30 protein-coding genes are annotated in these 24,293 nt (G+C 41.2%); 2 read left to right on the top strand and 28 right to left on the bottom strand.

Features of this window, described 5'->3' with window-relative positions; genetic code table 11:
* Positions 1 to 8: 8 nt before the first annotated feature.
* The 20 genes from pstA to FGK98_RS06660 form a co-directional block, all read right to left on the bottom strand.
* A complete protein-coding gene (gene pstA, locus FGK98_RS06565) occupies positions 9 to 893 on the bottom strand; it encodes a phosphate ABC transporter permease PstA (RefSeq protein ID WP_000543050.1) in 885 nt (294 codons plus the stop codon).
* The gene (gene pstC / locus FGK98_RS06570) at positions 883 to 1,800 is read right to left on the bottom strand and encodes a phosphate ABC transporter permease subunit PstC (protein ID WP_138100549.1); all 918 of its coding nucleotides are present in this window, start codon (positions 1,798 to 1,800) and stop codon (positions 883 to 885) included. The genes pstA and pstC overlap by 11 nt, the downstream gene beginning before the upstream one ends.
* Positions 1,800 to 2,678, bottom strand: coding sequence for a phosphate ABC transporter substrate-binding protein PstS (locus FGK98_RS06575; protein WP_138100550.1), 879 nt, complete (start codon positions 2,676 to 2,678; stop codon positions 1,800 to 1,802). Before FGK98_RS06575 ends, pstC begins: the two co-directional genes overlap by 1 nt.
* A gap of 213 nt (positions 2,679 to 2,891) precedes the next feature.
* On the bottom strand, positions 2,892 to 4,196 hold the full coding sequence (locus FGK98_RS06580) for an RsmF rRNA methyltransferase first C-terminal domain-containing protein (RefSeq protein ID WP_138100551.1): 1,305 nt from the start codon (positions 4,194 to 4,196) through the stop codon (positions 2,892 to 2,894).
* The gene (locus FGK98_RS06585; protein ID WP_138100552.1) at positions 4,197 to 4,970 is read right to left on the bottom strand and encodes an inositol monophosphatase family protein; all 774 of its coding nucleotides are present in this window, start codon (positions 4,968 to 4,970) and stop codon (positions 4,197 to 4,199) included.
* Positions 4,960 to 5,238, bottom strand: coding sequence for a UPF0223 family protein (locus tag FGK98_RS06590; protein ID WP_001041968.1), 279 nt, complete (start codon positions 5,236 to 5,238; stop codon positions 4,960 to 4,962). Before FGK98_RS06590 ends, FGK98_RS06585 begins: the two co-directional genes overlap by 11 nt.
* Positions 5,239 to 5,640, bottom strand: coding sequence for a Spx/MgsR family RNA polymerase-binding regulatory protein (locus FGK98_RS06595; RefSeq protein ID WP_004246303.1), 402 nt, complete (start codon positions 5,638 to 5,640; stop codon positions 5,239 to 5,241).
* 197 nt (positions 5,641 to 5,837) lie between these two features.
* Positions 5,838 to 6,458: a TIGR01906 family membrane protein gene (locus tag FGK98_RS06600; protein WP_138100553.1), complete on the bottom strand. Its 621-nt coding sequence runs from the start codon at positions 6,456 to 6,458 to the stop codon at positions 5,838 to 5,840.
* Complete coding sequence (locus FGK98_RS06605) at positions 6,448 to 7,221, bottom strand: TIGR01457 family HAD-type hydrolase (RefSeq protein ID WP_138100554.1); 774 nt, start codon at positions 7,219 to 7,221, stop codon at positions 6,448 to 6,450. Before FGK98_RS06605 ends, FGK98_RS06600 begins: the two co-directional genes overlap by 11 nt.
* Positions 7,222 to 7,231: 10 nt before the next feature.
* Complete coding sequence (locus FGK98_RS06610) at positions 7,232 to 7,969, bottom strand: acyl-[acyl-carrier-protein] thioesterase (protein ID WP_138100555.1); 738 nt, start codon at positions 7,967 to 7,969, stop codon at positions 7,232 to 7,234.
* A 4-nt stretch (positions 7,970 to 7,973) separates the two neighbouring features.
* Positions 7,974 to 9,104, bottom strand: coding sequence for a radical SAM family heme chaperone HemW (hemW, locus tag FGK98_RS06615; protein WP_138100556.1), 1,131 nt, complete (start codon positions 9,102 to 9,104; stop codon positions 7,974 to 7,976).
* Between the two features lie 73 nt (positions 9,105 to 9,177).
* On the bottom strand, positions 9,178 to 9,576 hold the full coding sequence (locus tag FGK98_RS06620) for a YtxH domain-containing protein (protein WP_084945914.1): 399 nt from the start codon (positions 9,574 to 9,576) through the stop codon (positions 9,178 to 9,180).
* Positions 9,577 to 9,591: 15 nt separating this feature from the next.
* Positions 9,592 to 9,975 (bottom strand): DUF948 domain-containing protein, encoded by a 384-nt coding sequence (locus FGK98_RS06625; protein ID WP_138100557.1) that lies wholly within the window; start codon positions 9,973 to 9,975, stop codon positions 9,592 to 9,594.
* Complete coding sequence (lgt, locus tag FGK98_RS06630; RefSeq protein ID WP_138100558.1) at positions 9,976 to 10,764, bottom strand: prolipoprotein diacylglyceryl transferase; 789 nt, start codon at positions 10,762 to 10,764, stop codon at positions 9,976 to 9,978. It abuts the gene before it with no gap.
* Complete coding sequence (hprK, locus tag FGK98_RS06635; protein WP_000115188.1) at positions 10,757 to 11,692, bottom strand: HPr(Ser) kinase/phosphatase; 936 nt, start codon at positions 11,690 to 11,692, stop codon at positions 10,757 to 10,759. The genes lgt and hprK overlap by 8 nt, the downstream gene beginning before the upstream one ends.
* Positions 11,693 to 11,822: 130 nt before the next feature.
* Positions 11,823 to 11,999: a 30S ribosomal protein S21 gene (gene rpsU / locus FGK98_RS06640; protein ID WP_000048054.1), complete on the bottom strand. Its 177-nt coding sequence runs from the start codon at positions 11,997 to 11,999 to the stop codon at positions 11,823 to 11,825.
* Positions 12,000 to 12,092: 93 nt separating this feature from the next.
* On the bottom strand, positions 12,093 to 12,650 hold the full coding sequence (locus FGK98_RS06645) for a hypothetical protein (protein ID WP_138100559.1): 558 nt from the start codon (positions 12,648 to 12,650) through the stop codon (positions 12,093 to 12,095).
* Between the two features lie 126 nt (positions 12,651 to 12,776).
* Positions 12,777 to 13,397, bottom strand: a complete 621-nt coding sequence (locus FGK98_RS06650) for a Type 1 glutamine amidotransferase-like domain-containing protein (RefSeq protein ID WP_038805990.1) — start codon at positions 13,395 to 13,397, stop codon at positions 12,777 to 12,779.
* Positions 13,398 to 13,410: 13 nt separating this feature from the next.
* Positions 13,411 to 14,028, bottom strand: a complete 618-nt coding sequence (locus tag FGK98_RS06655; RefSeq protein WP_009013938.1) for a class I SAM-dependent methyltransferase — start codon at positions 14,026 to 14,028, stop codon at positions 13,411 to 13,413.
* 104 nt (positions 14,029 to 14,132) lie between these two features.
* Complete coding sequence (locus tag FGK98_RS06660) at positions 14,133 to 14,840, bottom strand: glucosamine-6-phosphate deaminase (RefSeq protein WP_000864605.1); 708 nt, start codon at positions 14,838 to 14,840, stop codon at positions 14,133 to 14,135.
* A gap of 145 nt (positions 14,841 to 14,985) precedes the next feature.
* Between FGK98_RS06660 and queA the strand changes: the two genes are divergently transcribed.
* Positions 14,986 to 16,014 (top strand): tRNA preQ1(34) S-adenosylmethionine ribosyltransferase-isomerase QueA, encoded by a 1,029-nt coding sequence (gene queA, locus FGK98_RS06665; protein WP_138100560.1) that lies wholly within the window; start codon positions 14,986 to 14,988, stop codon positions 16,012 to 16,014.
* A gap of 61 nt (positions 16,015 to 16,075) precedes the next feature.
* Here queA and FGK98_RS06670 read toward each other — a convergent pair whose 3' ends face one another.
* The 7 genes from FGK98_RS06670 to FGK98_RS06700 form a co-directional block, all read right to left on the bottom strand.
* Positions 16,076 to 16,783 carry a B3/B4 domain-containing protein gene (locus FGK98_RS06670; RefSeq protein ID WP_138100561.1) on the bottom strand — a complete coding sequence of 236 codons (708 nt, stop codon included), beginning with the start codon at positions 16,781 to 16,783 and terminating at the stop codon, positions 16,076 to 16,078.
* 13 nt (positions 16,784 to 16,796) lie between these two features.
* A complete protein-coding gene (locus FGK98_RS06675) occupies positions 16,797 to 17,249 on the bottom strand; it encodes a MarR family winged helix-turn-helix transcriptional regulator (RefSeq protein WP_138100562.1) in 453 nt (150 codons plus the stop codon).
* Positions 17,250 to 17,338: 89 nt separating this feature from the next.
* Complete coding sequence (locus FGK98_RS06680; RefSeq protein WP_138100563.1) at positions 17,339 to 18,223, bottom strand: YihY/virulence factor BrkB family protein; 885 nt, start codon at positions 18,221 to 18,223, stop codon at positions 17,339 to 17,341.
* Between the two features lie 35 nt (positions 18,224 to 18,258).
* Positions 18,259 to 20,313, bottom strand: coding sequence for a cation:proton antiporter (locus tag FGK98_RS06685; protein ID WP_138100564.1), 2,055 nt, complete (start codon positions 20,311 to 20,313; stop codon positions 18,259 to 18,261).
* 11 nt (positions 20,314 to 20,324) lie between these two features.
* Positions 20,325 to 20,579 carry a hypothetical protein gene (locus FGK98_RS06690; protein ID WP_000361095.1) on the bottom strand — a complete coding sequence of 85 codons (255 nt, stop codon included), beginning with the start codon at positions 20,577 to 20,579 and terminating at the stop codon, positions 20,325 to 20,327.
* The gene (locus FGK98_RS06695) at positions 20,572 to 21,129 is read right to left on the bottom strand and encodes a tRNA (mnm(5)s(2)U34)-methyltransferase (RefSeq protein WP_138100565.1); all 558 of its coding nucleotides are present in this window, start codon (positions 21,127 to 21,129) and stop codon (positions 20,572 to 20,574) included. The genes FGK98_RS06690 and FGK98_RS06695 overlap by 8 nt, the downstream gene beginning before the upstream one ends.
* A complete protein-coding gene (locus FGK98_RS06700; RefSeq protein ID WP_138100566.1) occupies positions 21,113 to 22,069 on the bottom strand; it encodes a TIGR01212 family radical SAM protein in 957 nt (318 codons plus the stop codon). The genes FGK98_RS06695 and FGK98_RS06700 overlap by 17 nt, the downstream gene beginning before the upstream one ends.
* Positions 22,070 to 22,160: 91 nt before the next feature.
* Here FGK98_RS06700 and FGK98_RS06705 point away from each other — a divergent pair, with 91 nt between their 5' ends.
* The gene (locus FGK98_RS06705; RefSeq protein WP_138100567.1) at positions 22,161 to 22,526 is read left to right on the top strand and encodes a DUF3397 family protein; all 366 of its coding nucleotides are present in this window, start codon (positions 22,161 to 22,163) and stop codon (positions 22,524 to 22,526) included.
* Positions 22,527 to 22,608: 82 nt separating this feature from the next.
* Here the strand turns inward: FGK98_RS06705 and FGK98_RS06710 are convergent, their stop codons facing one another.
* The gene (locus FGK98_RS06710) at positions 22,609 to 24,231 is read right to left on the bottom strand and encodes a putative polysaccharide biosynthesis protein (protein ID WP_138100568.1); all 1,623 of its coding nucleotides are present in this window, start codon (positions 24,229 to 24,231) and stop codon (positions 22,609 to 22,611) included.
* Positions 24,232 to 24,293 lie beyond the last annotated feature (62 nt).

Below are 24,293 nucleotides of genomic sequence, written 5' to 3' on the forward strand. Positions count from 1 at the left end.
CTTCTCCTTTAGGCAGCGGTTAATTTCTTGTGTAAATAGCTTCCGAGTTTGCGAGCCCCAAAGTTAAAAATCAAGATAAAGATGAGGAGCACAGCGGCAGAACCAGCTGATACGATGGTAGCATCTGGAATGGTTCCCTCGCTATTGACTTTCCAGATGTGGACAGCCAATGTTTCTGCTTGACGGAAGATTGAGATAGGGCTGGTAACACTAAGGATATTCCAGTTAGACCAGTCAAGGGCTGGTGCAGACTGTCCTGCCGTATAGATCAGAGCGGCGGCCTCACCAAAGATACGGCCAGATGCCAAGACAACACCTGTTACAATACCTGGAAGAGCTTCAGGAATGACGACATGGACCACAGTCTCCCAACGAGAAATTCCAAGGGCAAGACCAGCCTCACGTTGTGTATGGTGAACGTGTTTTAAACTGTCCTCAACATTTCGAGTCATCTGAGGGAGGTTAAAGACTGTCAAGGCCAAGGCACCTGAAATGATTGAAAATCCATACTCAAACTGGACTACAAAGATCAAGTAACCAAAGAGACCCACAACGACTGATGGTAGAGAAGACAAAATCTCAATACAGGTACGGATGAAATTGGTCACAGGTCCTTTTTTGGCATACTCAGCAAGGAAAACGCCAGCTCCCATAGACAGGGGAACAGAAATGATCAAGGTAATGACCAAAAGGAAGAAGGAATTATAGAGCTGAATCCCGATACCTCCACCTGCTTGATAAGAGGAGGATTTCCCAGTCAAGAAGGACCAAGAGATATGAGGCAACCCTCGAACCAAGATATAGAGAATCAAAGATGCCAAAATGGCCACGATGATACCCGCGATGGTATAGAGGACAGCTGTTGCAAGTTTATCTAATTTCTTAGCGTGCATAGTTTTTCTTTCCTCTTTCTTTCGTAATCAATTTAATCACACTGTTAAAGGCCAAACTCATCAAGAGCAAGACCAAGGCCAGTGACCAGAGAACGTTATTATCAACCGTTCCCATGACGGTATTCCCAATTCCCATAGTCAAAACAGAAGTCAAAGTCGCAGCTGGTGTTGTTAGCGAAGTTGGGACAACGGCTGAGTTTCCGACCACCATCTGAATAGCAAGGGCTTCACCGAAGGCACGCGCCATCCCAAAGACCACTGCAGTGAAAATACCTGAACGTGCTGCTTTCAAGGTCACACGCCAGATGGTTTGCCAACGAGTGGCTCCCATAGCTAAACTAGCTTCACGGTAATGACGAGGAACAGCACGCAAGCTGTCTGTTGTCATAAAGGTTACAGTTGGTAGGATCATGACAAAGAGAACGAAAATCCCTGACAAGATGCCAAAACCAGTTCCACCAAAGATGCTACGAACAAAAGGCACCACAACTTGCAAACCAATAAATCCATAGACGACTGAAGGAATACCGACGAGAAGTTCGATGGCCGGTTGCAAAATCTTTGCACCCTTTGGTGATACTTCTGTCATAAAAACTGCTGCTCCAATAGCAAAGGGAGTTGCGATGAGGGCAGATAAAATCGTCACAATAAAGGAACCCAAAATCATCGGAAGGGCACCAAATTGTTTCCCTGAGGGATTCCAAGTTTGTCCAAAGAGGAAATCAAAGATGTTGACCCCATTGACAAAGAAGGTCGACAAACCTTTTTGGGCTACAAAAATCAAAATCATCGCTACAATGATGACAATCAAAGAAAGGCAAGTGAAGGTCAAACCTTTACCAAACTTCTCAAGGCGAGAGTTCTTTGAAGGAGAGAGTAATTTTTTCGATAATTCTTCTTGATTCATTATTGACCTCCTTCTACTGCTGTAACGGTACCTGAAGCATCCTTTTGGACTTTCATTTCATTGATGGAAATATAGCCCATGCCCCTAACAATTCCATTTTGGGCTTCGTCTGAGAAGACGAAATTCAGGAATTCAGCAGCTAACTCATTTGGCTGACCAAGTGTGTACATATGTTCATAAGACCACAAAGGCCAGTTGTTGGTCGTTACATTTTCAGACGTAGGCTCATAACCATTGAGCTTCATGGTCTTGACCGAGTCATCTACATAAGCAAAGGCAAGATAAGAAATGGCTCCTGGAGTTTGGGAGACAATCGACTTGACCATTCCATTGGAATCCTGCTCTTGGCTCTGCATAGCAGATTGGCCATTCATTACGACATTGTCAAAGGTTGCTCGAGAACCCGAACTTGCCGCTCGGTTGATGATTGAAATGGCCAGGTCTTTGCCCCCAACTTCTTTCCAGTTGGTCACTTCACCTGTAAAGATTTTGCGAAGTTGCTCGGTTGTGAGATTTTCAACAGCCACTTCTTTGTTCACAATCACTGCCAGACCAGCCACTGCAACCTTGTGGTCTACTAGAGCTGAAGCGTCAATTCCATCTTTTTCCTCAGCAAAAACGTCAGAGTTGCCAATATCTACAGCTCCAGACTGCACCTGAGAAAGTCCTGTTCCCGAACCTCCACCTTGAACGTTGACTGTTTTTCCGATATTTTTTGAACCAAATTCGTCTGCTGCGGCTTCAACCAAAGGCTGAAGAGCAGTTGAACCGACGGCTGTCATGGTTTCTCCACGATCAATCCAGCTTGCACATCCTGCCAGAGAACCTGCCAGCAAAAGAGTCGCAAGAGATAGGACGAGCTTTTTTCTTTTTTTCACTATTTTTCTCCTTGAACATAATGATGAATGCTCTGATTTCTTTCTGTTCCTATCATATCAATTAGTGATGATAAGATTTGGTTTACGATTTATAGACTGGAAGCCCCATTGAGGACCAGTCAGTTCGTAACATAATATAAGTAAAAATGAAAGACTATCAGAAAAAACTCATACTTCCAATATAACATAGAATAGATTCTTTGACTAGCTTTTTCACTTGAATCTGAGGCCTTTTGGATAATAATTTTTTAAAACATTTCCAGTAACTTTTGCAAAGCCCAGACCGTTTCCTTGAACCACAACTTGATACCAGCCATTTGGTAGACTTTCAGCTAGCTGAACTGTCTCCCCAGCCACATATTTTACAAAATTCTCATCCTTGATTTCGACTGTTTGCAAAACTTGACTTGGTTTTAAGGCTAATCCCAGAGCAAAAGTTGGTTCGAAGCGTTTCTTCTTAAACGTCCCCAGATGGAGCCCATTTCTAGCAATTTTGAGTTTGCCTAGATCAGGTAGCATCTCTGGCAAGAGATAGAGCTGATCTCCAAAAGTCTGCAAGATACCAGTTAGATTGACCTGCAAGTGTTTTTGGGCAAAATCATGCCACAGAGCCAATTGTTCACGACTGAGATTGCTCTTGCTGGCTTTGAATTTAGGTGCTGGATTTTCTCCCTTAAACTGCAGGTGGGCAACAAACTGACCTTCTCCCTTAAAATGGTGAGGGTACATTCGCGCCGTTTCAGGAAGTCCAATTCCTGCTACCATACCGTTCACATGCTCGACTGGAAGCAATTCAAAATCATAAGTATCAAGCAACCAGTGGACGATTTCTTCATTTTCCTCAGGTGACCAAGTACAGGTCGAGTAGACCAGACGGCCACCTTCTGCAAGCATGGTGACTGCATCTTCTAGAATCTCTCTTTGGAGACTGGCACATTGGCTCGGATAATCGGTACTCCAATAATCCATGGCATCTGGTTGTTTACGGAACATCCCTTCACCCGAGCAAGGGGCATCAAGGACAATCACATCAAAATAACCTTTAAAGACCTTGGCTAGGCGGTCCGCAGATTCATTGGTCACAACTACGTTTGTAGCACCAAACCGCTCCATATTTTCCACTAAAATCTTAGCACGTTTACTTGAAATTTCGTTGGAAACAAGGACTCCCTGATTAGCCAGATAGGCTGCTAGTTGCGTGGATTTTCCACCTGGTGCTGCCGCCAAGTCCAAGACCTTCATACCAGGGCTTGGTTGAGCCACCTGGGCCACCATTTGGGCTGCAGGCTCTTGCGAATAAACAAAACCTGTCACATGCTCTGGTGACTTCCCTGAGACCTTGCCATAGTATCCCCAAGGTGTATAGGGAATGGCATCGTCAAACGACAGCTGACTTTCTTTTAAGGGATTGACCCGAAAAGCCGATACCGCTTCCTGTTTAAAAGAGGCAAGAAAATCTCTTGCCTCATCTTCTAGTATCGCTTCATATTTTTCAACAAATCCTTCTGGAAATTGCATTTAGTTTTCTTTCCTTTCATAAATATAGGACTGAATCTCTTCTTGCATCTCGATTGGCACCATCATGACAGGCTGACGCGTTTGAAAATCAACAGGCTCACCAGAAACTGTAAGAAGACGATAGCCCAGACTGTCTCCTAGGATACTTGCCGCAGCGTAATCCCATGGCTGCAAGTAGGTGATATAAGTCAGAAGACGACCCGATAAAACCTTGGCAAAACTAATGGCCGCACTACCATAGACACGGACTCCCAACGCTGCTCGGCCCAAATCCGCCAAGCCCCACTCATTTGTTTCAAACATACCTGAGTTACCAGCCACTAAAAATTCTCTGAGAGGTTTCTTTTTAAAAGTTGGTAAGGGCTCATTATTACGACATGGAGGAAAGGAACCACCACCATAGTAACAATCCCCTTTCATGACATCATAAATAATGCCAAATTTGCCCACACCATTCTCAAAATAAGCCAACATCACGGCAAAATCTTCCTTCTGAGCGACAAAGTTATTGGTACCGTCAATGGGATCAATCACCCAAACGGAACCTTGACCGACTCCAGCACGCAAACAGCCCTCTTCCGCACAAATCAAGTCTTCTGGATAAGATGCTAAAATTCTACCAACCAAAAGATCCTGAACTTCCTTATCCAAACGCGTCACCAAGTCAGTAGGTGAAGACTTTCGCTCGACCTGCAAATCTTCTTGCATGTGGGCCAAAATGTAATCTGCAGCTTCTTGCACAATCTGTTTAGCAAATTTAAATTTAGTTTCCAAGAGAAATCTTCCCTTCTCTTTTTTCTTTTGCTAATTGAACTGCATGATAGAAGGAATAACCGCTAGCCGTCTCAAATTCGCGGCCTAGGCGTTTTTCTTCACTTTTGCTCGGAACGACAGACTTAAATTCCTTGTAAGACTCTAGCAGTTTTTTTGCTTCTACCTTGTCTTCATAGGCAGCTTCAACATCATTAAAAAAAGAAAGCACTGAAGCAAGTTCTTCAGTGCTCCACGACAAATCTAGTGGGTAACTATACTGTTTGTTCATCTATCCAATACCAGCTCTCAATGTTGCTTCTTTTAGTTCTTGTTTACGGTAACTACGAGGGAGAAAAGCACGAATCTCATCTTCATTAAAACCGATCTGCATGCGTTTGGTATCAATAATAATTGGGCGACGCAAAAGACTAGGATATTGCTCAATCAACTGAAGCAACTCCGATACCGAAATACTCTCTACATCAATATCCAATTTTTGGAAAATTTTTGAACGAGTTGAAATGATGTCATCAGTACCATTTTCGGTCAAGGAAAGAATGTGTTGCAATTCTTTTCTTGTTAAAGGACTGGTCATAATATTGTGCTCCTCAAAAGGAACTTTATGCGTCTCTAACCAGGCCTTTGCCTTACGACATGATGTACAGCTCGGTGATAAAAATAGTGTAATCATGCTTTTCTCTTCTTTATCTATACTTTGCTATTCTTATTATACAAAAAAATAAAGCGCTTGACTAGCAATTTCTAGAAAAAAGCCTATTTTTTTCTAGAAAAATAGACTGTATGCGAACGAATTACTCAATTCCAATGAAGTTAATTCACTCCTCGTAAGAATTTTTAACTTCATCTCTGTTTTATCAATGCAACACATTAAAGTATTCTACGACTTTTCAAATAAAGAAAACCAAAGAAACTTTCATAGAGTCCAAAAAAGAGAAGGAAAGCATGGAGGAAGAAGGCCTCTGGTAAAATCAAAATAACTGGGTCCTTTGCTGGATCAAAAAGCCAGGTATCATCTCCCACAAAGAGAATCTGATGGAAGAGAGTAAAGAATTGCTCAAAACCAATCAACACTCCCAAAAGCCCAATGACCAGAGGTAAAACTAATAAAGCCAGGATACTTTTACGATATAGGGGTAGAAAGCCTTTTTTTACAATATTTTTAACAAAGAAATAGAAACTTGGCAGTGTCACCAATGTGACTAGCTGAACCAAGTGAAAGAGGTTCTTCACCACCGCAAAGTGGTGCAGACCTGCTGCTGACGAACGAAAATCAGGCATCTCTAAGACCTGACTAAAGGGATTGGTCAGGTAATTCATCAAAATTTGAAAGTTGTACTGAATGGTTTCTGACTTTAGAAAGACTCGATTCGCTAAGTTCAGCCACTGAATCTCCAAAGGATAGAAAATCCATGCCAGATAAATGGTTAAGAGAATAGAAAGGGAGAGGAAAAAGAGCATACTTCCCCAAAAGGTTAGTTTAGTTTTCATCAAAATCCCACTCCGTAAGGCTAGAAAGCACATGAGTTGGTGCGATTGGCAGGTCAGCCACTTCTTCTGCTTTGGTGAAACCTGTTGTCACCAAGAGCGTTGGAATGCCATTATCAATCCCTGCCCGAATATCCGTCAGGTAGTTATCCCCGACCATGAGCAATTCTTCTCGTTTCAAGCCCAAGTGCTCAACTGCCTTGTCCATGATAATAGCATTTGGTTTCCCGATATAAACTGATTTTACCCGAGTTGCTACTTCAAGAAGTGTTACAAGTGAACCAGCACCTGGCAAGAGACCACGCTCTGTTGGAATATTGAGGTCAGGGTTGGTTCCGATAAAGTGGGCACCCTTTTGGATGGCAAGAGTTGCCGTAGCAAATTTTTCATAGTCCACTTGCCAGTCCAGTCCAACTACCACATAGGCAGGATTTTCCTTGTCTTCGACATAACCAGCCGCTTTAATGGCATCTTTGAGCCCTGCTTCACCGATGACATAGACTGTCTTTTCCAGTCCCAAGTCATTCATATAGTCAATGGTTGCTAGAGTTGCCGTGTAGACAGTTGAAAGAGGCGTGTCGATATTAAAATTCTGAGCCAACATCTCTTGAACGCTCTCAGGAGTACGAGTTGTATTATTAGTCACAAAGAGATAGGGAATTTCTCGCTTTTGCAACTCATGGACAAAAGCCTCTCCTGCCGGAATTCGGTCTTTCCCCTTGTAAATGGTTCCGTCTAAATCAATTAAATAACCTTTATAAGCCATATCGCCCTTTCTAATTGCCTTCAATTTCTTGCCAAGTAATCATAGCTTGGGCATTAATCTCGCCATCACTGATAATCTCATGCTTGCTTTCTAGTCCCTTGAGTTCATAAGCTGAAGCAATCATGCCACCTGGTCGCACTTCTTTGACATATTTGAGATTGATTTTCTTTGGAATATACTTGGTCAAAAAGTCTGCTCCCATGACCTCAAAAATCCAATCCAGATATTTGCTATTATTGACATGACCATTCATATCCAAGTCGTAAAAACGAACATGGTAGTCTTTACTGATCGAGTTTTCTAGATTTGTATACTTTGGCCCACGGATGAGTTTTTTATCAAACTCAGACTGGTAAGGAGCAACAATTTCTGGTTCGACAGCATGAACTTTACGACTGTCTCTGTCCATGAGAACAAAGGTTGCCAACATGCGAATCATTTCTTGACCTGCTTCATCATAGATGGTGAAACGGCGGTAGCAAAAAAGACGATTGTAAGTCAATGCTTCTGTTTCAATCGTAATCTCCTCAGCAAAGCGAGGCAAGCGAACCACGTCAATCGCATAGTCTGTAATAATCCAGACCAGATTGTAACGTTCTAACATATCCTTGTCGCTAACTCCCAGCTCAATCGACTGCATACCTGATACTTGCAGGGACAGCAAAATGACATCTGGAAGCTTGATATGGCCATTCATATCTGCCATATCAAAAGGAATTTTCATTTTCATTTGATAAGTTAAGCCCATTGTTCTACTCCAAAATAAATCGTTCTGCTACGGTGTCTCCTAAAAAGAGACCTCTCTTTGTCATTCGGACACGATCTCCATCTATCTGCATGAGACCTTGTTGAACCAAGTCTCTGATGATTTCACCATAAAGTCCATCAAAGGATCGTCCGAATTTTTCCTTAAATTGCGCCATAGAAACTCCGGATTTTTTCCGGAGGCCTAGGAACATTTCTTCTTCCATCTGCTCCCTTTGACTCAGGTGTTCTTCTGTTATCCGAGCATTTCCTGCCTCTACCGCATTGAGATAGTGGCGGATAGGACCGTGGTTTTTATAACGCACTCCGTCCACATAACCTGAAGCACCCGCACCGATACCATAATACTCAGCATTGTCCCAGTACATGAGATTGTGGCGACTTTCAAAGCCTGGTTTAGAGAAATTGGAAATCTCATAATGCTCAAAACCAGCCCGCTCAAGTTCCGCAATGATGTACTCAAACATTTCTGCTTCTAATTCTTCCTTGGGCAAGGGCAATTTCCCACGTCGCATACGGTTCATAAAGACCGTATGATTCTCCAAAATTAAGCTATAAAGGCTCATATGAGGAATATCAAGCGAAATAGCCTTAGCCACATTTTCCTCAACCTGATCCATAGTTTGACCCGGAAGTGCATAGATTAGGTCGATGGAGATATTGTCAAAACCAGCCAGTTTGAGGCGGTCGATATTCTCATAAATGTCCTTCTCCAAATGACTGCGTCCAATCTTTTTCAGCATTTTGTCATCAAAAGTCTGCACACCCAAGGAAACACGATTGACTGGCGACTGTTTCAAAACTGCAATCTTATCCGCGTCCAAATCGCCTGGATTGGCCTCAATGGTTAATTCTTCCAAAACTGACAAGTCCAGATTTTTAGTCAAACCATCCAAGAGCACTTCTAGTTGCAGAGCGGACAGTGCCGTTGGCGTCCCACCTCCAATGTAGAGAGTTCGCAACTTTTGGATATCATAAGAACGAAACTCTTCTAGTAGATGCTCCAAATAACTATCTACTGGCTGATTCTTGATAAACACCTTTGAAAAATCACAATAATAACAAATCTGTGTACAAAAGGGAATATGCACGTAGGCGGACGTTGGTTTTTTCTGCATAGTATTTATTATACCACAAAGACAGGCTTGCAGATAAAAATCACCATCTCCAAAAACCAGAGATGGTGTTACCTTATACTTCAGTAATATCGATGATGATTTCTTCTTGGCCTTCAGCAACGTCTGGAGTTGCTGACTGTTCTTGCCATTGCTCCTTGAGATTGTTAAAGGTTTCCTTCGATGCTTCCGTCGCTTGTCGAGCACAGTTTTTAGCTTGGTCAAGGACACTATCAAAAGTGATTTCACCAGATTCTACTTGCTCCTTTGTTTTCAATACAAAGTCAGTTGCCTGTTCCTTCACTTCAGTTAGTTTCTCACAAACCTGCTCTCTAGCAAATTCTGGATCTTCTCTCAAATCATCTAGAAAATCCTGAGCTTGACTACAAACTTGCTTGCCCTTGTCACTCGTCAAAAATAAAGCAAGAGCTGCACCAGAAACAGTTCCTAAAAGGATAGAGGATAGTTTACCCATAAGATTTCTCCTTTTCTATTTTTTGAAAATTTTACTTGCGAAACGAAGAGCGGACAAGCCTGCACCTGTCTTAATGGTCTTTGAACCAGCTGATGAGGCTTTTTTACCCAAGACACGCGCATGTTGATTGAGGTCAGATACTGACTCAGACAAGTCCGCTACAGCTGTAAAGAGTGGATCAATCGTCGCAACTTTGATATTGATATCGTCTGCCAACACATTAACCTTAACCAACAATTCATTGGTATGATGCAAAGTAACATCTACATCTGAAGACAAGGTTTTGATGGTTTTCTCTGTCTCATCAATCATACGACCTGCTTTTTGAATCGTGATTGTCAAATAGACTAAACAGACAATCAAAGCAATCGCGACAAGAATATATGCAACTTCTAACATTTATTTTTCCTCCTCTGTATGATAGAAAGGGGCTTTCTTTCGATTTTGATAAAGTATGATAAAAATACCGAGTCCGATAAGGATAACTGATAACCATTGGGAAACTCGCAGACCAAAGAACATGAGACTATCCGTCCGCATCCCTTCGATGATCATACGACCAAAGCCATACCAAATCAAGTAGAACGCCGTGATCTGACCGCGTCTGATTCCTTTTAATTTTCGTCTAAAAATCAAGATTAAAGCAAATCCGATCAGATTCCAAACCGACTCATATAGAAAAGTCGGCTGACGGTAGCTACCGTCAATGTACATCTGTTCACGAATGAAGCCTGGCAAATAATCCAGACTATCTACCGCTGCACCATAGGCTTCTTGGTTAAAGAAATTCCCCCAGCGGCCTAAACTTTGGGCAACCATGACGCTCGGTGCTGCAATATCTAAGAAATCCCAAGTATTGATCAGCTTTCTATCTGCAAAGATATAAAGGACAATAGCTCCCGCTATCAAACCTCCATAAATGGCCAAACCACCATTCCAGATGGCAATGATTTCACCTGGATTTTGCAGATAATAATCTAAGCGAAAGAGCACATAGTATAGTCTAGCACCTAAAATCGCAACTGGAAAAGCAATCAGGATAAAATCCAAAATATCATCTGATAGAATTTTCTTTTTGGGAGCTTCTTTCATAGCAAGATAGACAGCCAAGACCAATCCAGCCACAATACACAAAGCATACCAACGAATGGAAAAAGGACCGATTTCAAATGCAACTGGATTAATCATCTTTCACCTCATTTTTGGAGATGAGATTAGTCAAGCGTTCTTCAAATAAACGCGTCGCATCAAAGCCCATTTCCTTAGCGCGATAGTTCATAGCTGCCGCCTCAATAACAACAGAGATATTGCGTCCTGTTTTTACTGGGATACGGATACGCGGAATCGTTACACCAGAAACTTCTAGTTCTTCGGCATTGTTTCCTAGACGGTCAAAGGTCTTATGTGTATCGTAATTTTCCAAATAGACTGCCAGCTGAACTTGTGAGGAATCTTTTACAGCACTTGCTCCGTAGAGACTCATCACGTCAATAATCCCCACTCCACGAATCTCAAGTAAATGCTTCAATATTTCAGCAGGCTCTCCCCAAAGAGTCATTTCATCCTTGGCAAAGATATCTACACGGTCGTCTGCTACCAAACGGTGTCCACGTTTCACAAGCTCAAGACCTGTCTCGCTCTTACCGATACCACTATCCCCTTGGATCAAGACACCCATACCATAGATGTCCATCAAAACACCATGCACACTCGTACGTTCAGCCAAACGGGAATCAAGGTAGCTAGATAACTCTCCAGATAAACGACTGGTTGATGTTCGACTGGTTAAAATCGCAATCTTACATTCCCTAGCAGCTTTCAACATTTCTTCTGGCACTACCAAACCACGAGCAACGATGACAGCAGGTGTTTCAGGTAGAAACATTTTCTTCAAAACTTGATAACGGTTATGGGCAGGCATAGCTACCAAATAGGACCACTCCTTCATCCCTAACAGTTGAATCCGTTCTGGAGTATAGTAATCAAAATAGCCCGTCATTTCAAGACCTGGTCTCATAATGTCCGCAGTGTTGATTTCCTTTTCAAGTAACTCACCTTCACCATAGACAATATCTAGTCTGAGCTTTTCAATGACATCTCTTACTAAAACCGACATAATTTCCTCCTTCAATCGAGTTCTCCCTACTATTATATCAAATTGTAGGTGGAAGTTTCCTTTTTTTGCAGGATTTACAGTATTTATTTAAAAATAAAAAGACTAGATTTCTCTAGCCTTTCATTTCAAATTAGAATTTTTTACGTTTACGAGCTGCTTCTGATTTACGTTTACGTTTTACAGAAGGTTTTTCATAGAATTCACGTTTGCGTGTTTCTTGAAGAGTACCAGCTTTAGTAACCGCACGTTTGAAACGACGAAGTGCATCGTCAAGAGATTCATTCTTACGTACTACTGTTTTAGACATTTTTTTCACTCCCTTCAAGTTCAAGATCTATTCTATTTTACACGCAAAATGAATAAATGTCAAGGAAAAAACGGCCATAAACTTTTATTCTCTTTACTTTTTTCTTTTGAAGATGAAATAAATCACTAAGATGCAGAGAATCAAGCCCAAAATCGCTGGTTTCACAATTGATATGCCACTTCCTCCACTAAATAAAAGACTATGGGCAACCTTCAGAAACGCTCCAATTACTACCGTTGCTAATAATCCATACCAACGTCTACTCCATGTTAAGGATATAATCGCCGTAAAAAATGCTAGAATCATCGCCAGAATGATAATTTTTTCAATACTCCATCCGCTCGTTAAATAAGTCTTCTCAAAATTCAAAAATTCAATTACTTTTACATCAACTATTTCCGGCTTTGGGAACCAGAACATACTAGTGAATAAGCAAAATATAGAAAAGAAAATCAGGCTATAGGATTTTTTATAAGCTCCCATTACGATTGGAATAATAAAGAGAGGGCGAATATACCAACTCAGAGTATTCTGGTGTCTAGTAAATGCCCACTCAAAAAAGCTCGTATCTGATAAAAAAACGACAATGATAGCAATCGTTAGAAACAAGAAAATAACCCCACCTATTTTATCTAGCGTTTTTATTTTCATAACTTTTCTCTCCTTGAATTCGTAAAATTAATTCATCCATAGCAAATTCTCGCTAAGTGAGTTATCAACCTCTAATCATTTTAGTGGCAAAATATTAATGTTCTTCCAACCACATCTTTATTATCTTTATTCTATTGTTAAGATATCTATTTGCTCATCATTAACGATAATTGCTTGGCGGTTATGAAGTGGTAGCAATTCGAGCTGCTTTTTATACATTTCAAAGGTCTTTTTGCTACTATCAGTAAAAGGTTCCTCACCATAATGTGGAAGGATGTAAAAATCCACTTCATCCAATCCCGCTGTATCGGATAACTCTGTCGCTACTGTCTTGTCGTCCATGAGTTTATTGTAGTCAATATCCTTGGCTGCAATGATAGCCCCTGCTGATTCTCCCACATAGACCAACCCATCTCTTATTTGTTCTTTGATGAGAGATAGGAGTTGCTTTTTCTTTAATTCTTGTAATAAATAAAAGGTATTCCCGCCTGAGATATAAAGAATCTTGCTTTGGAAAATCTTTGCCTGTGCAGTTTCTCGATCACAAGAAGCAATATCTAGAATCTCTATCTCAAAGCCTAAATCTCTGAATGTTTGCTGAGCCTCATCGATATAGGCAGTATAGTCCTCTTTGTTCCCAGCGGTAGGAATAAATAAAACCTTTTTTTCTAGATTTTTTTCCTTTGCATAATCACTAAAAAGATTTTTGACACCAGCAAAATATGAACATAAAAATAATTGTTTCATGATTGTACCTCCATTAGTTTTTAACAATTTTATAAAGGATCCACGATCCCTTTCTTTGACTAGTTACGAGCTCAAAGCCTATTGATAACAAGAATCGTTTAAATACTTCTTCGCTTTGAAATTTCAGTAAAAAATAAGATAACTTGTTATATTCACAAGCTAGTAAGAGCATCCCGTCTGATTTGAGTATTCTTCGAAGTTCCATAAAAGAAGCTTCTAGATCCTGCCAATGAAAATGAGTTTGAAAGGCTGTGATTAAATCAAAACTTTCATCAGAAAAGCCTGTCTCCCTAACGTCTCTTCGTTCAAAATTTAGATTAGCCATCTCTATCTGTTTGGCTTGAGTTATTGCGGTATCTGAAATATCGATTCCAGTTACGGTACTTTGCGGAAAAGTTTCTTTCAGCAGAATGGTTGAACGGCCGTTTCCAACTCCTACATCTAAGATTACAGGGTAAAATGTCCTATCCAGATGACGAATTGCCCATACAAACATGGAGAGATAGGCTCGATTCCACAATTTCATCATTCGTTTTCCTAGAAAGCCCGAAGGATTCTTTGATTGCTGAATTAAGCGACTAAACAGTAACATTAAAAGTAAAAAACAAATAAAACCGATTATATAAATCAAAGTTCGAGCCTCCCCCGTATAGCTATATTATACCACTTTAGCAAGATAGTGAACATTTGAAGTAAAAAGCCACTCACTCCAAAGAGCAAGTGGTTCTTGTATTTTTATTTTTCAAGTAAGCTGAGCGCTGCTGCATCCGCAATAATGGTCACATCAGGGTGGTTTTGTAGGCTACTTGCTGGTAGACTTTCAGTTACTGGGCCTGATACTGTTCCAGCGATGGCTTCTGCTTTCGACTCACCGTAAGCAAAAAGAATAATAGACTTGGCATCTAAGATGTTTTTAATCCCCATTGAGATGGCTTGAGTTGGGACGTCTTCAATCTTGTCAAAGAAGCGAGCATTGGCTTCGATAGTAGACTGGTCTAGTTCTACTAAATGCGTTTGACTGTCAAATGGAGTGCCAGGCTCGTTAAAGCCGATATGTCCATTGCGACCAATTCCCAAGATTTGCAAATCAACTGGATGGTCAGCCAAAATTTGGTTGTAGCGTTCCACTTCAGCTTCAGCATTATCCTTAATCCCACGGGGTAAGAAGCTTTCTTTAAATGGTTTTTGGTTGAATAAGTGTTCTTGCATAAAGTAACGATAAGACTGTGGGTTGTCCCCATCAAGCCCTACATACTCATCAAGGTTCACACTGGTTAGATTTGAGAAATCAAGATCACTCTCAACGATTTCCTTGTAAAACTCTAGCGGACTGCTTCCTGTCGCAAGTCCCAATGTTTGAGCGCCATTGGCCAACTTTTCCTTCAAAATCTCAAAAGCTACTTTTCCACCTTCGACTTGATTTTCAACTTTAATAACTTTCATTTCATATCCTCCATATTTCTATATTCATTATATGGTATAGACCAATTTTTGTCAAGTGAAAACGATTTAATTTTCAAAAAAAGAGCGTCCAAACTTGAAACATGTTATAATGGATAAGATTAGAAGTTAGAAAGAATGATAAAAAATGAATACAGCTGATTTTGATTTCCACTTGCCTGAGGAATTGATTGCCCAAACTCCCCTTGAAAAACGTGATGCCTCTAAACTCCTCATCGTCAATCGTGAGACGGGAGAATTTCAGGATAAACACTTCCACTCTATTATCGATATGCTGGAACCGGGTGATGCCCTTGTCATGAACGACACCCGTGTTCTTCCAGCCCGCCTCTATGGTCAAAAGGAAGAAACAGGAGGCCACGTGGAACTTCTCCTTCTCAAAAATACTGCCGGTGATGAGTGGGAAGTCCTAGCCAAACCTGCCAAACGCCTCAAGGTCGGAACTCGCGTCAGCTTTGGAGATGGTCGTCTCAGCGCTGTCGTTACGGAAGAATTGACCCACGGAGGCCGTATTGTCCGCTTTGAATACCAAGGAATTTTCCTAGAAGTTTTGGAAAGTTTAGGTGAAATGCCACTGCCACCTTATATCCATGAAAAACTGGATGATCGTGAACGTTATCAAACCGTCTACGCCAAGGAAAGTGGTTCTGCTGCTGCACCAACTGCTGGCCTGCACTTCACCAAAGAACTGCTAGCAGAAATCCAAGCCAAGGGTGTTCATTTGGTTTATTTGACCCTCCACGTTGGTTTAGGAACTTTTAGACCCGTTTCTGTGGATAATCTGGACGAACATGAGATGCACTCAGAATTCTACCAACTTTCTGAGGAAGCAGCTGCTACCCTTCGCTCTGTCAAGGAAAATGGTGGACGCGTTATCGCTGTTGGAACCACTTCGATCCGCACACTGGAAACCATCGGTTCCAAGTTTGATGGGCAAATCCAAGCAGATTCTGGCTGGACCAATATCTTTATCAAACCTGGATACGAATGGAAGGTTGTCGATGCTTTCTCAACCAACTTCCATCTGCCAAAATCAACCCTCGTCATGTTGGTTTCTGCCTTTGCAGGCCGTGACTTAGTCTTAGATGCTTACCAGCACGCTATTCAAGAACACTACCGTTTCTTCAGTTTCGGTGATGCCATGTTTATCTATTAAAAATAGCTCCGCCATTTCTTTAGGATAGTTTATTCCTAAGAGATGACAGGGCTATTTCTGTTTAAAGTGTAATTTCTGGGGACTCAGAAGTTAGATGGACCAGTTTGCCTTGAACACCAAAGTAGTCTTTTACCAAGTCCTGTAATTCTTCCATGGCAGCCCTAGCACGCGTTGCCTGTTCAGCATTGATCGCTTCAATCACTAAGACAGCATCCTTTGTCTCTTCCGTCAGCATGGTTCTCTGTGCCTCTCTCCAGTTGAGACAACGACAAACCGCTCCTTCATCATCATAATAGATGATTTCTTCAGGTAAAGCAGGCGCATCGTTTTCAGCTCCTAGTGGAAAGAAAGGTTCTCCTCCCTTAGCCTGACCAAGATGAAGATTGCCTACAATCTTGTTCACATCTTCGCCACCACAGGGAACAGCATAAGATAGAGAGACACTATTATAGATGTCTACTAAGGGATTGATGGGATTAAACTCTCTTCCCTGACTGACCCTTTTAAGCAGAGCTTCTATAGAGGAGCGTGCTCCCTTTTTCGTTTTGAACTTGCTGAAAGCCTGACGCCATTCTTGAACGACATCATTCTGAGTAAAATTCTCATCCGAAATGAAATCCCCAGCTCGTTTAGCTCCCTTATCTAGCAAGGTTTTGAAATAGGGATCCTTGCTTTCATCAACTGTATTATCTAATCCCTTTACTACTAAAACGCTAATCTGTGCTTCTGGAAACAAGCTCCAAAATTCATTTTCAACGATAACTTTCATCTTTCACCTCTCATTATAAATAATTTCTTTTCTGGCCTTTTTTGACCATATCCCAATCACTTGTAATATTTTTTCTAACCCGAATTAGTAGGCTCTCCAGTTCCCTGGCCTCTTCTCTGGAAAATCCTTTTAGGGCAGAATTCTCTGAATAGTGATGTTCAGCAAGGATAAAAGGATAAAGTGTCTCACCTTTTTCTGTTACAAACCACTCCTTATTTTTCCGATTTGTACTGGTCATTCCTTGTTTTATTAACCCCTTTTCTTCCAGTTTTTTTACTGAACGAGCAACTGTCGAACGGTCAACCTTCAGTAAATCCGACAAGACTTCTTGAATGATTCCTGGGTTCTCCTTGATTCGTACTAAATAAAGATATTGCCCACGAGCTAGTTCAATATCACGAAACTCAATATTAGCAATAGAATCTAGGGCACGGGCTATAATTCCGATTTCGCGTAATAACGACATGTTTCCTCCTCTCGTATCTATGATGATAGAATAGCACATTTTTGTTGCAAATGCAATAAAAAAACACTTTGAAAACAAAGCGTCTTTTTTTATTCTTCATTTTTTAAAAAGAATGTGTTATCACGAAACTTTGGATCTTTCAAACTCTGTACACTGGCATTGATAACTGCTCCAATAATCAGAATCTTAGCGATGAGAATAAACCAGAACATCATGACCACCACGATAATGGAACTAAAAAATCGGACATCGACCAGATGGTTGACATAGTTATTGAAATAGACAGAAAAGATATTCAACAGAAAGACAAGCGTCAGCAAAACAAAGATACTACCAGGAAAAACGTAGCGAATACGAGGGACTCTGACATTTGGAAGGAAATAGTAGAGCATGACCAAGATGGCAAAGAGCAAGGCATAAATCAAAGGGCCTGTAAAGTCCTGTAGATAATCAAAGAAAGGACTGTCTGATTGCCAGTAAGTTTTGAGGAGGTTGAGCAACATACGCCCAAACATACTCACAAATAAGGCTAGGGCAAAAAGAATTTGCAAGCCAAAGCTGACGACTAAACTCATCAGTTGATGGGAGATAATTCCTCGGCTCTTAGCCACTCCATAGGCCTTATTAAAAGCTTTTTGGAGGAAATCCATCGATTTCGAAAAGGTCCAAAGTGCAGACAATACGGCAAAACTCAGCAAACTAGTTGATGGTTGAGTCAGGACTTCTCGGGCAATCTTTGCGACCACATCATAGACCGTATCCGGTACAAATTCTTTGATGGTGAGCAAAAAATTTGAAATCGGAATCTGAAAATAGGGCAAGATATTGACCATTATCATCAGCAAGGGGAAGATTGAAATCAACCAATAGTAGGCAACCGCAACACTGGTTAGTTCACTATCGGAAGCTTGATAAAAATGTAAAAAAGCTTTCAACAAGGGCCGTTCCATCAGCTCTTTCCACCACTTTTTCATGTTGCTATCCTCCTAATACAACTTGATTTTCTAAACTAATTTCTTCTGACTAATTCCATCATATCATAGGGTAGGGTATTTGCGGCTTCTTTTAGAGAATAATTCTCAAGATTGTTGACATTTTGTCGTAATTTCTTGGCATACTTGGTTGTAATCAATTTCTTCTCTTCGAATTCAAAGATTAACTTACGTTCTAGGTAGTAACCCCTTAGCATTTCATCGATATTGTTTGGTTTGATACGAGTAATAACACGTTCGACAAAGGCACCACTACCGATAATAGCTGTTTCACGCAAGCGAGACTCCTGCATAAAGCTGATCAGACTACTCTTGTAGATTCCTTTTAGGTTTTCCAAACTTTCGATAATCAACTCCGTATTCTCCAGATAGAGCTCGGATATTTGATCATAATCAATAGCTCGAAGTCGACGTTGCTCCTTGTCATTCCAACTCCGGAAGGTCTGGCCAAAGGTCAGTAATTCATGCAGGACAAAACGCAAGATACGGAGCGATACAAGGAAGTAATATGTTAGGCGGGAAGCCACCTTGCGATTGATGCTTTGCTCCATATTTTTCAGATAGCGTTGGTAAACTTGATAACCACGCTCACCGATTTTCCCTTCCTCGTAAGCCTGCTCCAAACCATCGCTTTCGATACTCAAGATGAGGAGTTTTAAAGCCTCCCAGTCCTCTTGGGCACTCTTGTTTTCTTGACTAAGGATTAGGTTTTCAATTCGACCGTGATAATTATCAATAGCTGCATAAAGGGGAAGTTTATTCTTATGTCCTTCCAGTTCTTTTTCTAACTCTCCTGTGACCTCATTTAAAATCGCAATGTGCATGAGGTAATCCTTGGTTTCTTCTTGTTCCTCGGAAAGGTGGGGAAGAACTAAGAGACCTGTTAGAAAGCTTAATAGCGTGACACCCGCTACTAGAAAAAGTAAGAGGGGATACTCCTGCTCTAGATTGCTTGGTATGAGAAGTATGGTTGCAATAGAGACCGTTCCTTTTACACCAGAGAAGGTCAAAAGGAGCATATCCTTCATGTATTTACGGAGACTTTTCTTGAGGCGTCGTGTTCTCCAAACATAGAAGCCATAAATCATGACAAAGCGAATGGCAAAAAGTAAGAATGTCAGCAAAACAACCGACACTAATAAGAGTAAGGGGTTATAAAGGGGATTGGTCAGGATAGGTTCTGCTATCATTTCTAATTCCATTCCCAAGATGACAAAGACAGAACCATTGAGCATAAAGGTCACGGTATGCCAAACAGTATCTGTAACAGTATCTACCTGAGCTTCGAGGAGCGTGATTTTTTTGAAACGACTGGCCTTCAAAATCCCTGCGACTACAACTGCGATAATCCCTGAAACATGGATTTCTTCAGCGATAAAGAAGGTCATGAGAGGCAAACTCAGTTCAAGCAAGAGTTCACTCGCTATATCAGTCGCTCGCACACTCAGTAAAAAGCTATGCAAGAAACGATTGACCATAGCCGTCACAAAACCGACTACAAAACCACCAAGGATAGAAAGTGCTAGGGAAGTCCCAGCTTGGCTGAGAGAAAAAGTTCCTGTTGTCCAAGCAGCAAGAGCCATCTGAAAGGCAACCAAACCAGAAGCGTCATTTAAAAGGCCTTCTCCTTTTAGGATATTGGAAACCCGTTTGGGAAAACGAAAACGTTCAGAAAGAGAAGCAAAGGCTACCAGATCCGTCGGACCAAGCGCTGCCCCAACAGCCAAACAGGCAGCTAAGGGAAGACTGAGCCAAAGGAAATGAGCCAAGGCTCCCAAACTCAAGGTCGAGATGAAAATTACTGGAAAGATTAAGTAGACAATGATGCGCCAGTGTTTTAAAACAGATGTAATATCGGCTTCTTCTGCCTCTCGGAAAAGTAAGGGGCCAATAACCATGGCCAGAAACAGCTCTGTATTGAGATGAAAATCAGTATTGGGCAAAAAAAGACCAATGCCAAGTCCCAAAAGGATTTGTACTAGAGGGAGGGGCAAAAAAGGCAAAAGTTTATTGGTCGTAGTTGAAACGATTAAGACTAATAAAAATAGAATCAGGTAAATTAGTAGTGTCATCTAGACCCTCCTTAGTCTTTTTTACAACAAAATTCAAACATCTCCTTCTGCTCTTGGATTTTCTGATCAATCTTGGAACAGTCTTTGTGCTCAATTTTTTTCTGACATCGTTCCATTTCAAGAGCCACTAATTTTTTCTTGATTTTGAGCATTTTCTTGCTCATATGTGCTTCGTCGAGCACCCCGACTGCTCTCTCGTGATGCGTTGACTCAACAAAATTTTGGCGCATAGCCTCTAATTTCTCACGTAGGTATTGCTTATCCATGTCTATATCTTTCTAATTTCTCAATCATAACTAAAAACGGGGGATTGTTGACTTGGTTGAGTGTCCGATAAATGGCTGCTGTATACTCTTGTTGGTTCAACTGGCTAACAAAATCCAACACAGCATCCCTCTCGGTATCTCCTCCTTCATGGCCATAGTAGATCATGATGGTAATTCGTCCCCCCTTGACAAGCAAATGGCAAAGCTTCTCTAAAGCTTCAATAGTAGTCTGAGGTCTGGTGATGATGGATTTGTCAGCAGAAGGCAAATAACCAAGATTAAAAATCCCTGCCTTAGCTTCTGTCACAAACTGGTCAAGCGTCTCATGCCCTTGTAAAATCAACTGGACATTTTCTAAACCTGCCTCATTTAAACGGTCTTGGGTTTTCTCCAAAGCTTGTTTCTGGATATCAAAGGCGTAAACTTGCTTGGCTAGCTTGGCTAGAAAAAGGGTATCATGGCCATTGCCCATGGTCGCATCCACTACAATATCCTCTTTTGTCACAACTTCCGCCAAAAAATCATGTGCCATCTCAAGTGGTCTTTTCATTTTTAAACTCCTGTTTTACAGCCTTGCATCCTTGCACACTTCCACGACGGCGCATCTCAGTTTCAATAGCATTTAGCACTTCCCATTTTTTGAGGCTCCACATGGGACCAATCAACATATCTCTAGGTGCATCTCCCGTGATTCGGTGGATGACGATATGCTTGGGAATAATCTCCAATTGGTCACAAATGACCTTGACATATTCGTTCTGACTCATCAGTTGCAAGCGTCCTTCGTGGTAATCTCGCTGCATACGCGTATTGGTCATAAGATGGAGCAAGTGCAGTTTAATTCCTTGAATATCATTATCAGTGACACAGCGGCGGACATTTTCAACCATCATCTCATGAGTTTCCCCAGGCAGTCCGTTGATCAAATGGGAAACAATCTCAATCTTAGGATATTTCCTCAATCGTTTGACCGTTTCCACATACAATTCGTAGGAATGAGCACGGTTAATCAAATCAGAGGTTGTCTCATACGTTGTCTGTAAGCCTAATTCCACCGTCACATGCATGCGTTCAGCTAGCTCAGCTAAGTAAAGGATGGTTTCGTCTGGCAAACAATCTGGGCGTGTTCCGATATTGATTCCCACTACACCTGGTTCGTTGATGGCTTGTTCATAACGCTCCCGAATCACTTCCACCTTTTCATGGGTATTGGTAAAGTTTTGAAAATAAACCAGATACTTTTTAACATCCGGCCACTTGCGGTGCATAAAGTCGATTTCTTTATAAAATTGCTCACGGATAGGGGCATCTGGTGCCACAATGGCATCTCCTGAACCCGAAACCGTACAAAAGGTACAGCCCCCATGAGCCACAGTTCCGTCTCGATTTGGACAGTCAAACCCCGCATCAATAGGAACTTTAAAAGTCTTTTCTCCAAAGAGTTTTCGATAATAATCATTCAAGGTATTATAAGATTTCATAACTTTCATTATAACAAAAAACACTAACAATCTCAAAAGCCTGCCTTTGCAATAAAATCCTCTGTTTCTCGTTTCCTTTAGTGATTTTTTATGATACAATATGGGTATGATTTTAATGAAAATAGCATCTATTTTATTATTGATTTTAACCTTGGTAGTTTGCTTTATTGTCACCAAGCTTTTCGGACTGAAAAAACTAAGAATTAATTTCGCGGATTTAGCCTTTCCACTTTTGGTATTCGAGTACTACCTTATCACTGCTAAAGCTTTTACCCACAACTTTCTACCGCGACTTGGTGTCGCACTGTCACTTCTAGCAATTCTCCTTGCAATTTTTTTCCTCCTCAAAAAAAGAAGTTTTTACTACCCTAAATTTATCAAATTCTTCTGGAGAGCAGGTTTTCTCCTAACCTTAGTCCTCTATATCGCTATGATTGTAGAGTTAATGATGCTCACACCCCAATAAATCCCTAGAACGCTTGATTCTAGGGATTTTAATTTATGGAAATTTAAGTGTCAGCATTCCTTTTATTTATAAATCTATTTTGTTAAGATCGTTTAAATTTTGCTCGCAGGCGATCTGCCTTCGATTTCCCGATAACTTTATCCAATAGACGAGTTTCTAAACTCATTAAACCATAGAGAGCACCACCTATACCGCCTATAAGAGCAACATATAGGAAACTCCAGAAACGTCCAGTTGGTTGGAAGATAAATCCTAGAAGCCATTGCAAAAAGCCAACCAAGATAAACATGACGAGAGTCAAGATCGTGATTAAGATCGTCCGTTTCAAGATAATCTTTCGACGAGCACCAGTCACTTGGCAGATATCGCGATACATCAAAACATTTGGAATGATGAGACCGATAGTCGTTGAAATCAAGGGACCATAGCTGTGGAAAATGGCAATAGCTGGTAACTGCAAGACTAGCTTGGCAAGGGAACCATAGACAAAGTAAAGCACTGCCTTGCGATTGCGGAACATAGCCTGAAGCATAGGAGACAAGACCATGTACAAACCTAAAATAGTAGACTGTAAAACCGCAAAGACAAACAAGCCCATGGCCAGACTATCTGGCTTGCCATAAAAGACTGTATAGAGAGGTTCCCCTACCATGACGACTCCAACTGTTGCTGGTAAGAGAAACATAAAGAGCATGGTCATACTATCTTGAACTAGGCGAGCAGCGGCTCTCAAATCACCTTTGACATAATTTTCCGTCAAAAGTGGCAAGCCGACACTTCCAATCGAGACACCAACAGAGATCAAAATCATGGTGATTTTATTAGGATTGGCGGAGAAATAAGAAAACATGACAACCAAGTCTTCATTGCTGTAGTTGGTAAACCACTTCATGCTATTGATGAAGGTCATTTGGTCTAAAATCTGGAAGAGCTGGATGGCTGATCCTGTCAGGATAAAGGGAATGGCTTCCTTGATGGTATCAACCAAGAGTCGCTTGCTATTGATCTTATCCCGTGTTTCAAATACCTTTTGGAGCAGTCCCTCCTTGGAAAGAAAATAGATCAAGACTGCAAAACTAGCCACCATTCCCACAAAGGCAGCAAAGGTAGACTGAGTAACCGCTGATAAGTAATCACCAGAACCCATCTTCATGATAATAAAAGTAGCCAGCAACATCCAGATAACACGGATCACCTGCTCGGCGATTTGACTCATAGCATAGGGCTTCAGGTTATTCATCCCTTGGAAAAAGCCACGGATAACACTCATAGATGGAAAAATCAGAACTGCCCAAGCCAAACTCTGCATGATAGGAATTAGGTCTGTCCCCACGCCTGATAAATCTGCCAACCAGGGAGAAAAGAGATACAAGACCAAGGCAAAGACTAGTCCCAAGCCCGTCATAAAGCCTAGAAAACTCCGAATCAAGGCAAAGCTATGCTCTTCTTCTCGCATAGTATTGTACTTAGCCACTTGTTTAGCAACCGCAACCGGGATACCCGCTGTCGAAATCAGCAAGAACCAGGCGTAAATATTATAACCCATGGTAAAGAGACCATTTGCCTTGGCGGCATAAGTCCCCATCCAAATATACCAGGGAATAATATAGATAGCACCAAGGAGGCGACTAATAAAGTTACTAGCTGTTAGCCAAGCAGTCCCTCGCAACATCTGGGCTTGCTGGTGATTATTTTCGTTAGACATAGCTTCCTCATTCAATTTTGATAACTAGGAAAAGTTCCTTATCTTCCATTATAAACTTTTCC

The organism is Streptococcus australis (assembly GCF_901543175.1).
GTDB lineage: Bacteria > Bacillota > Bacilli > Lactobacillales > Streptococcaceae > Streptococcus > Streptococcus australis_A.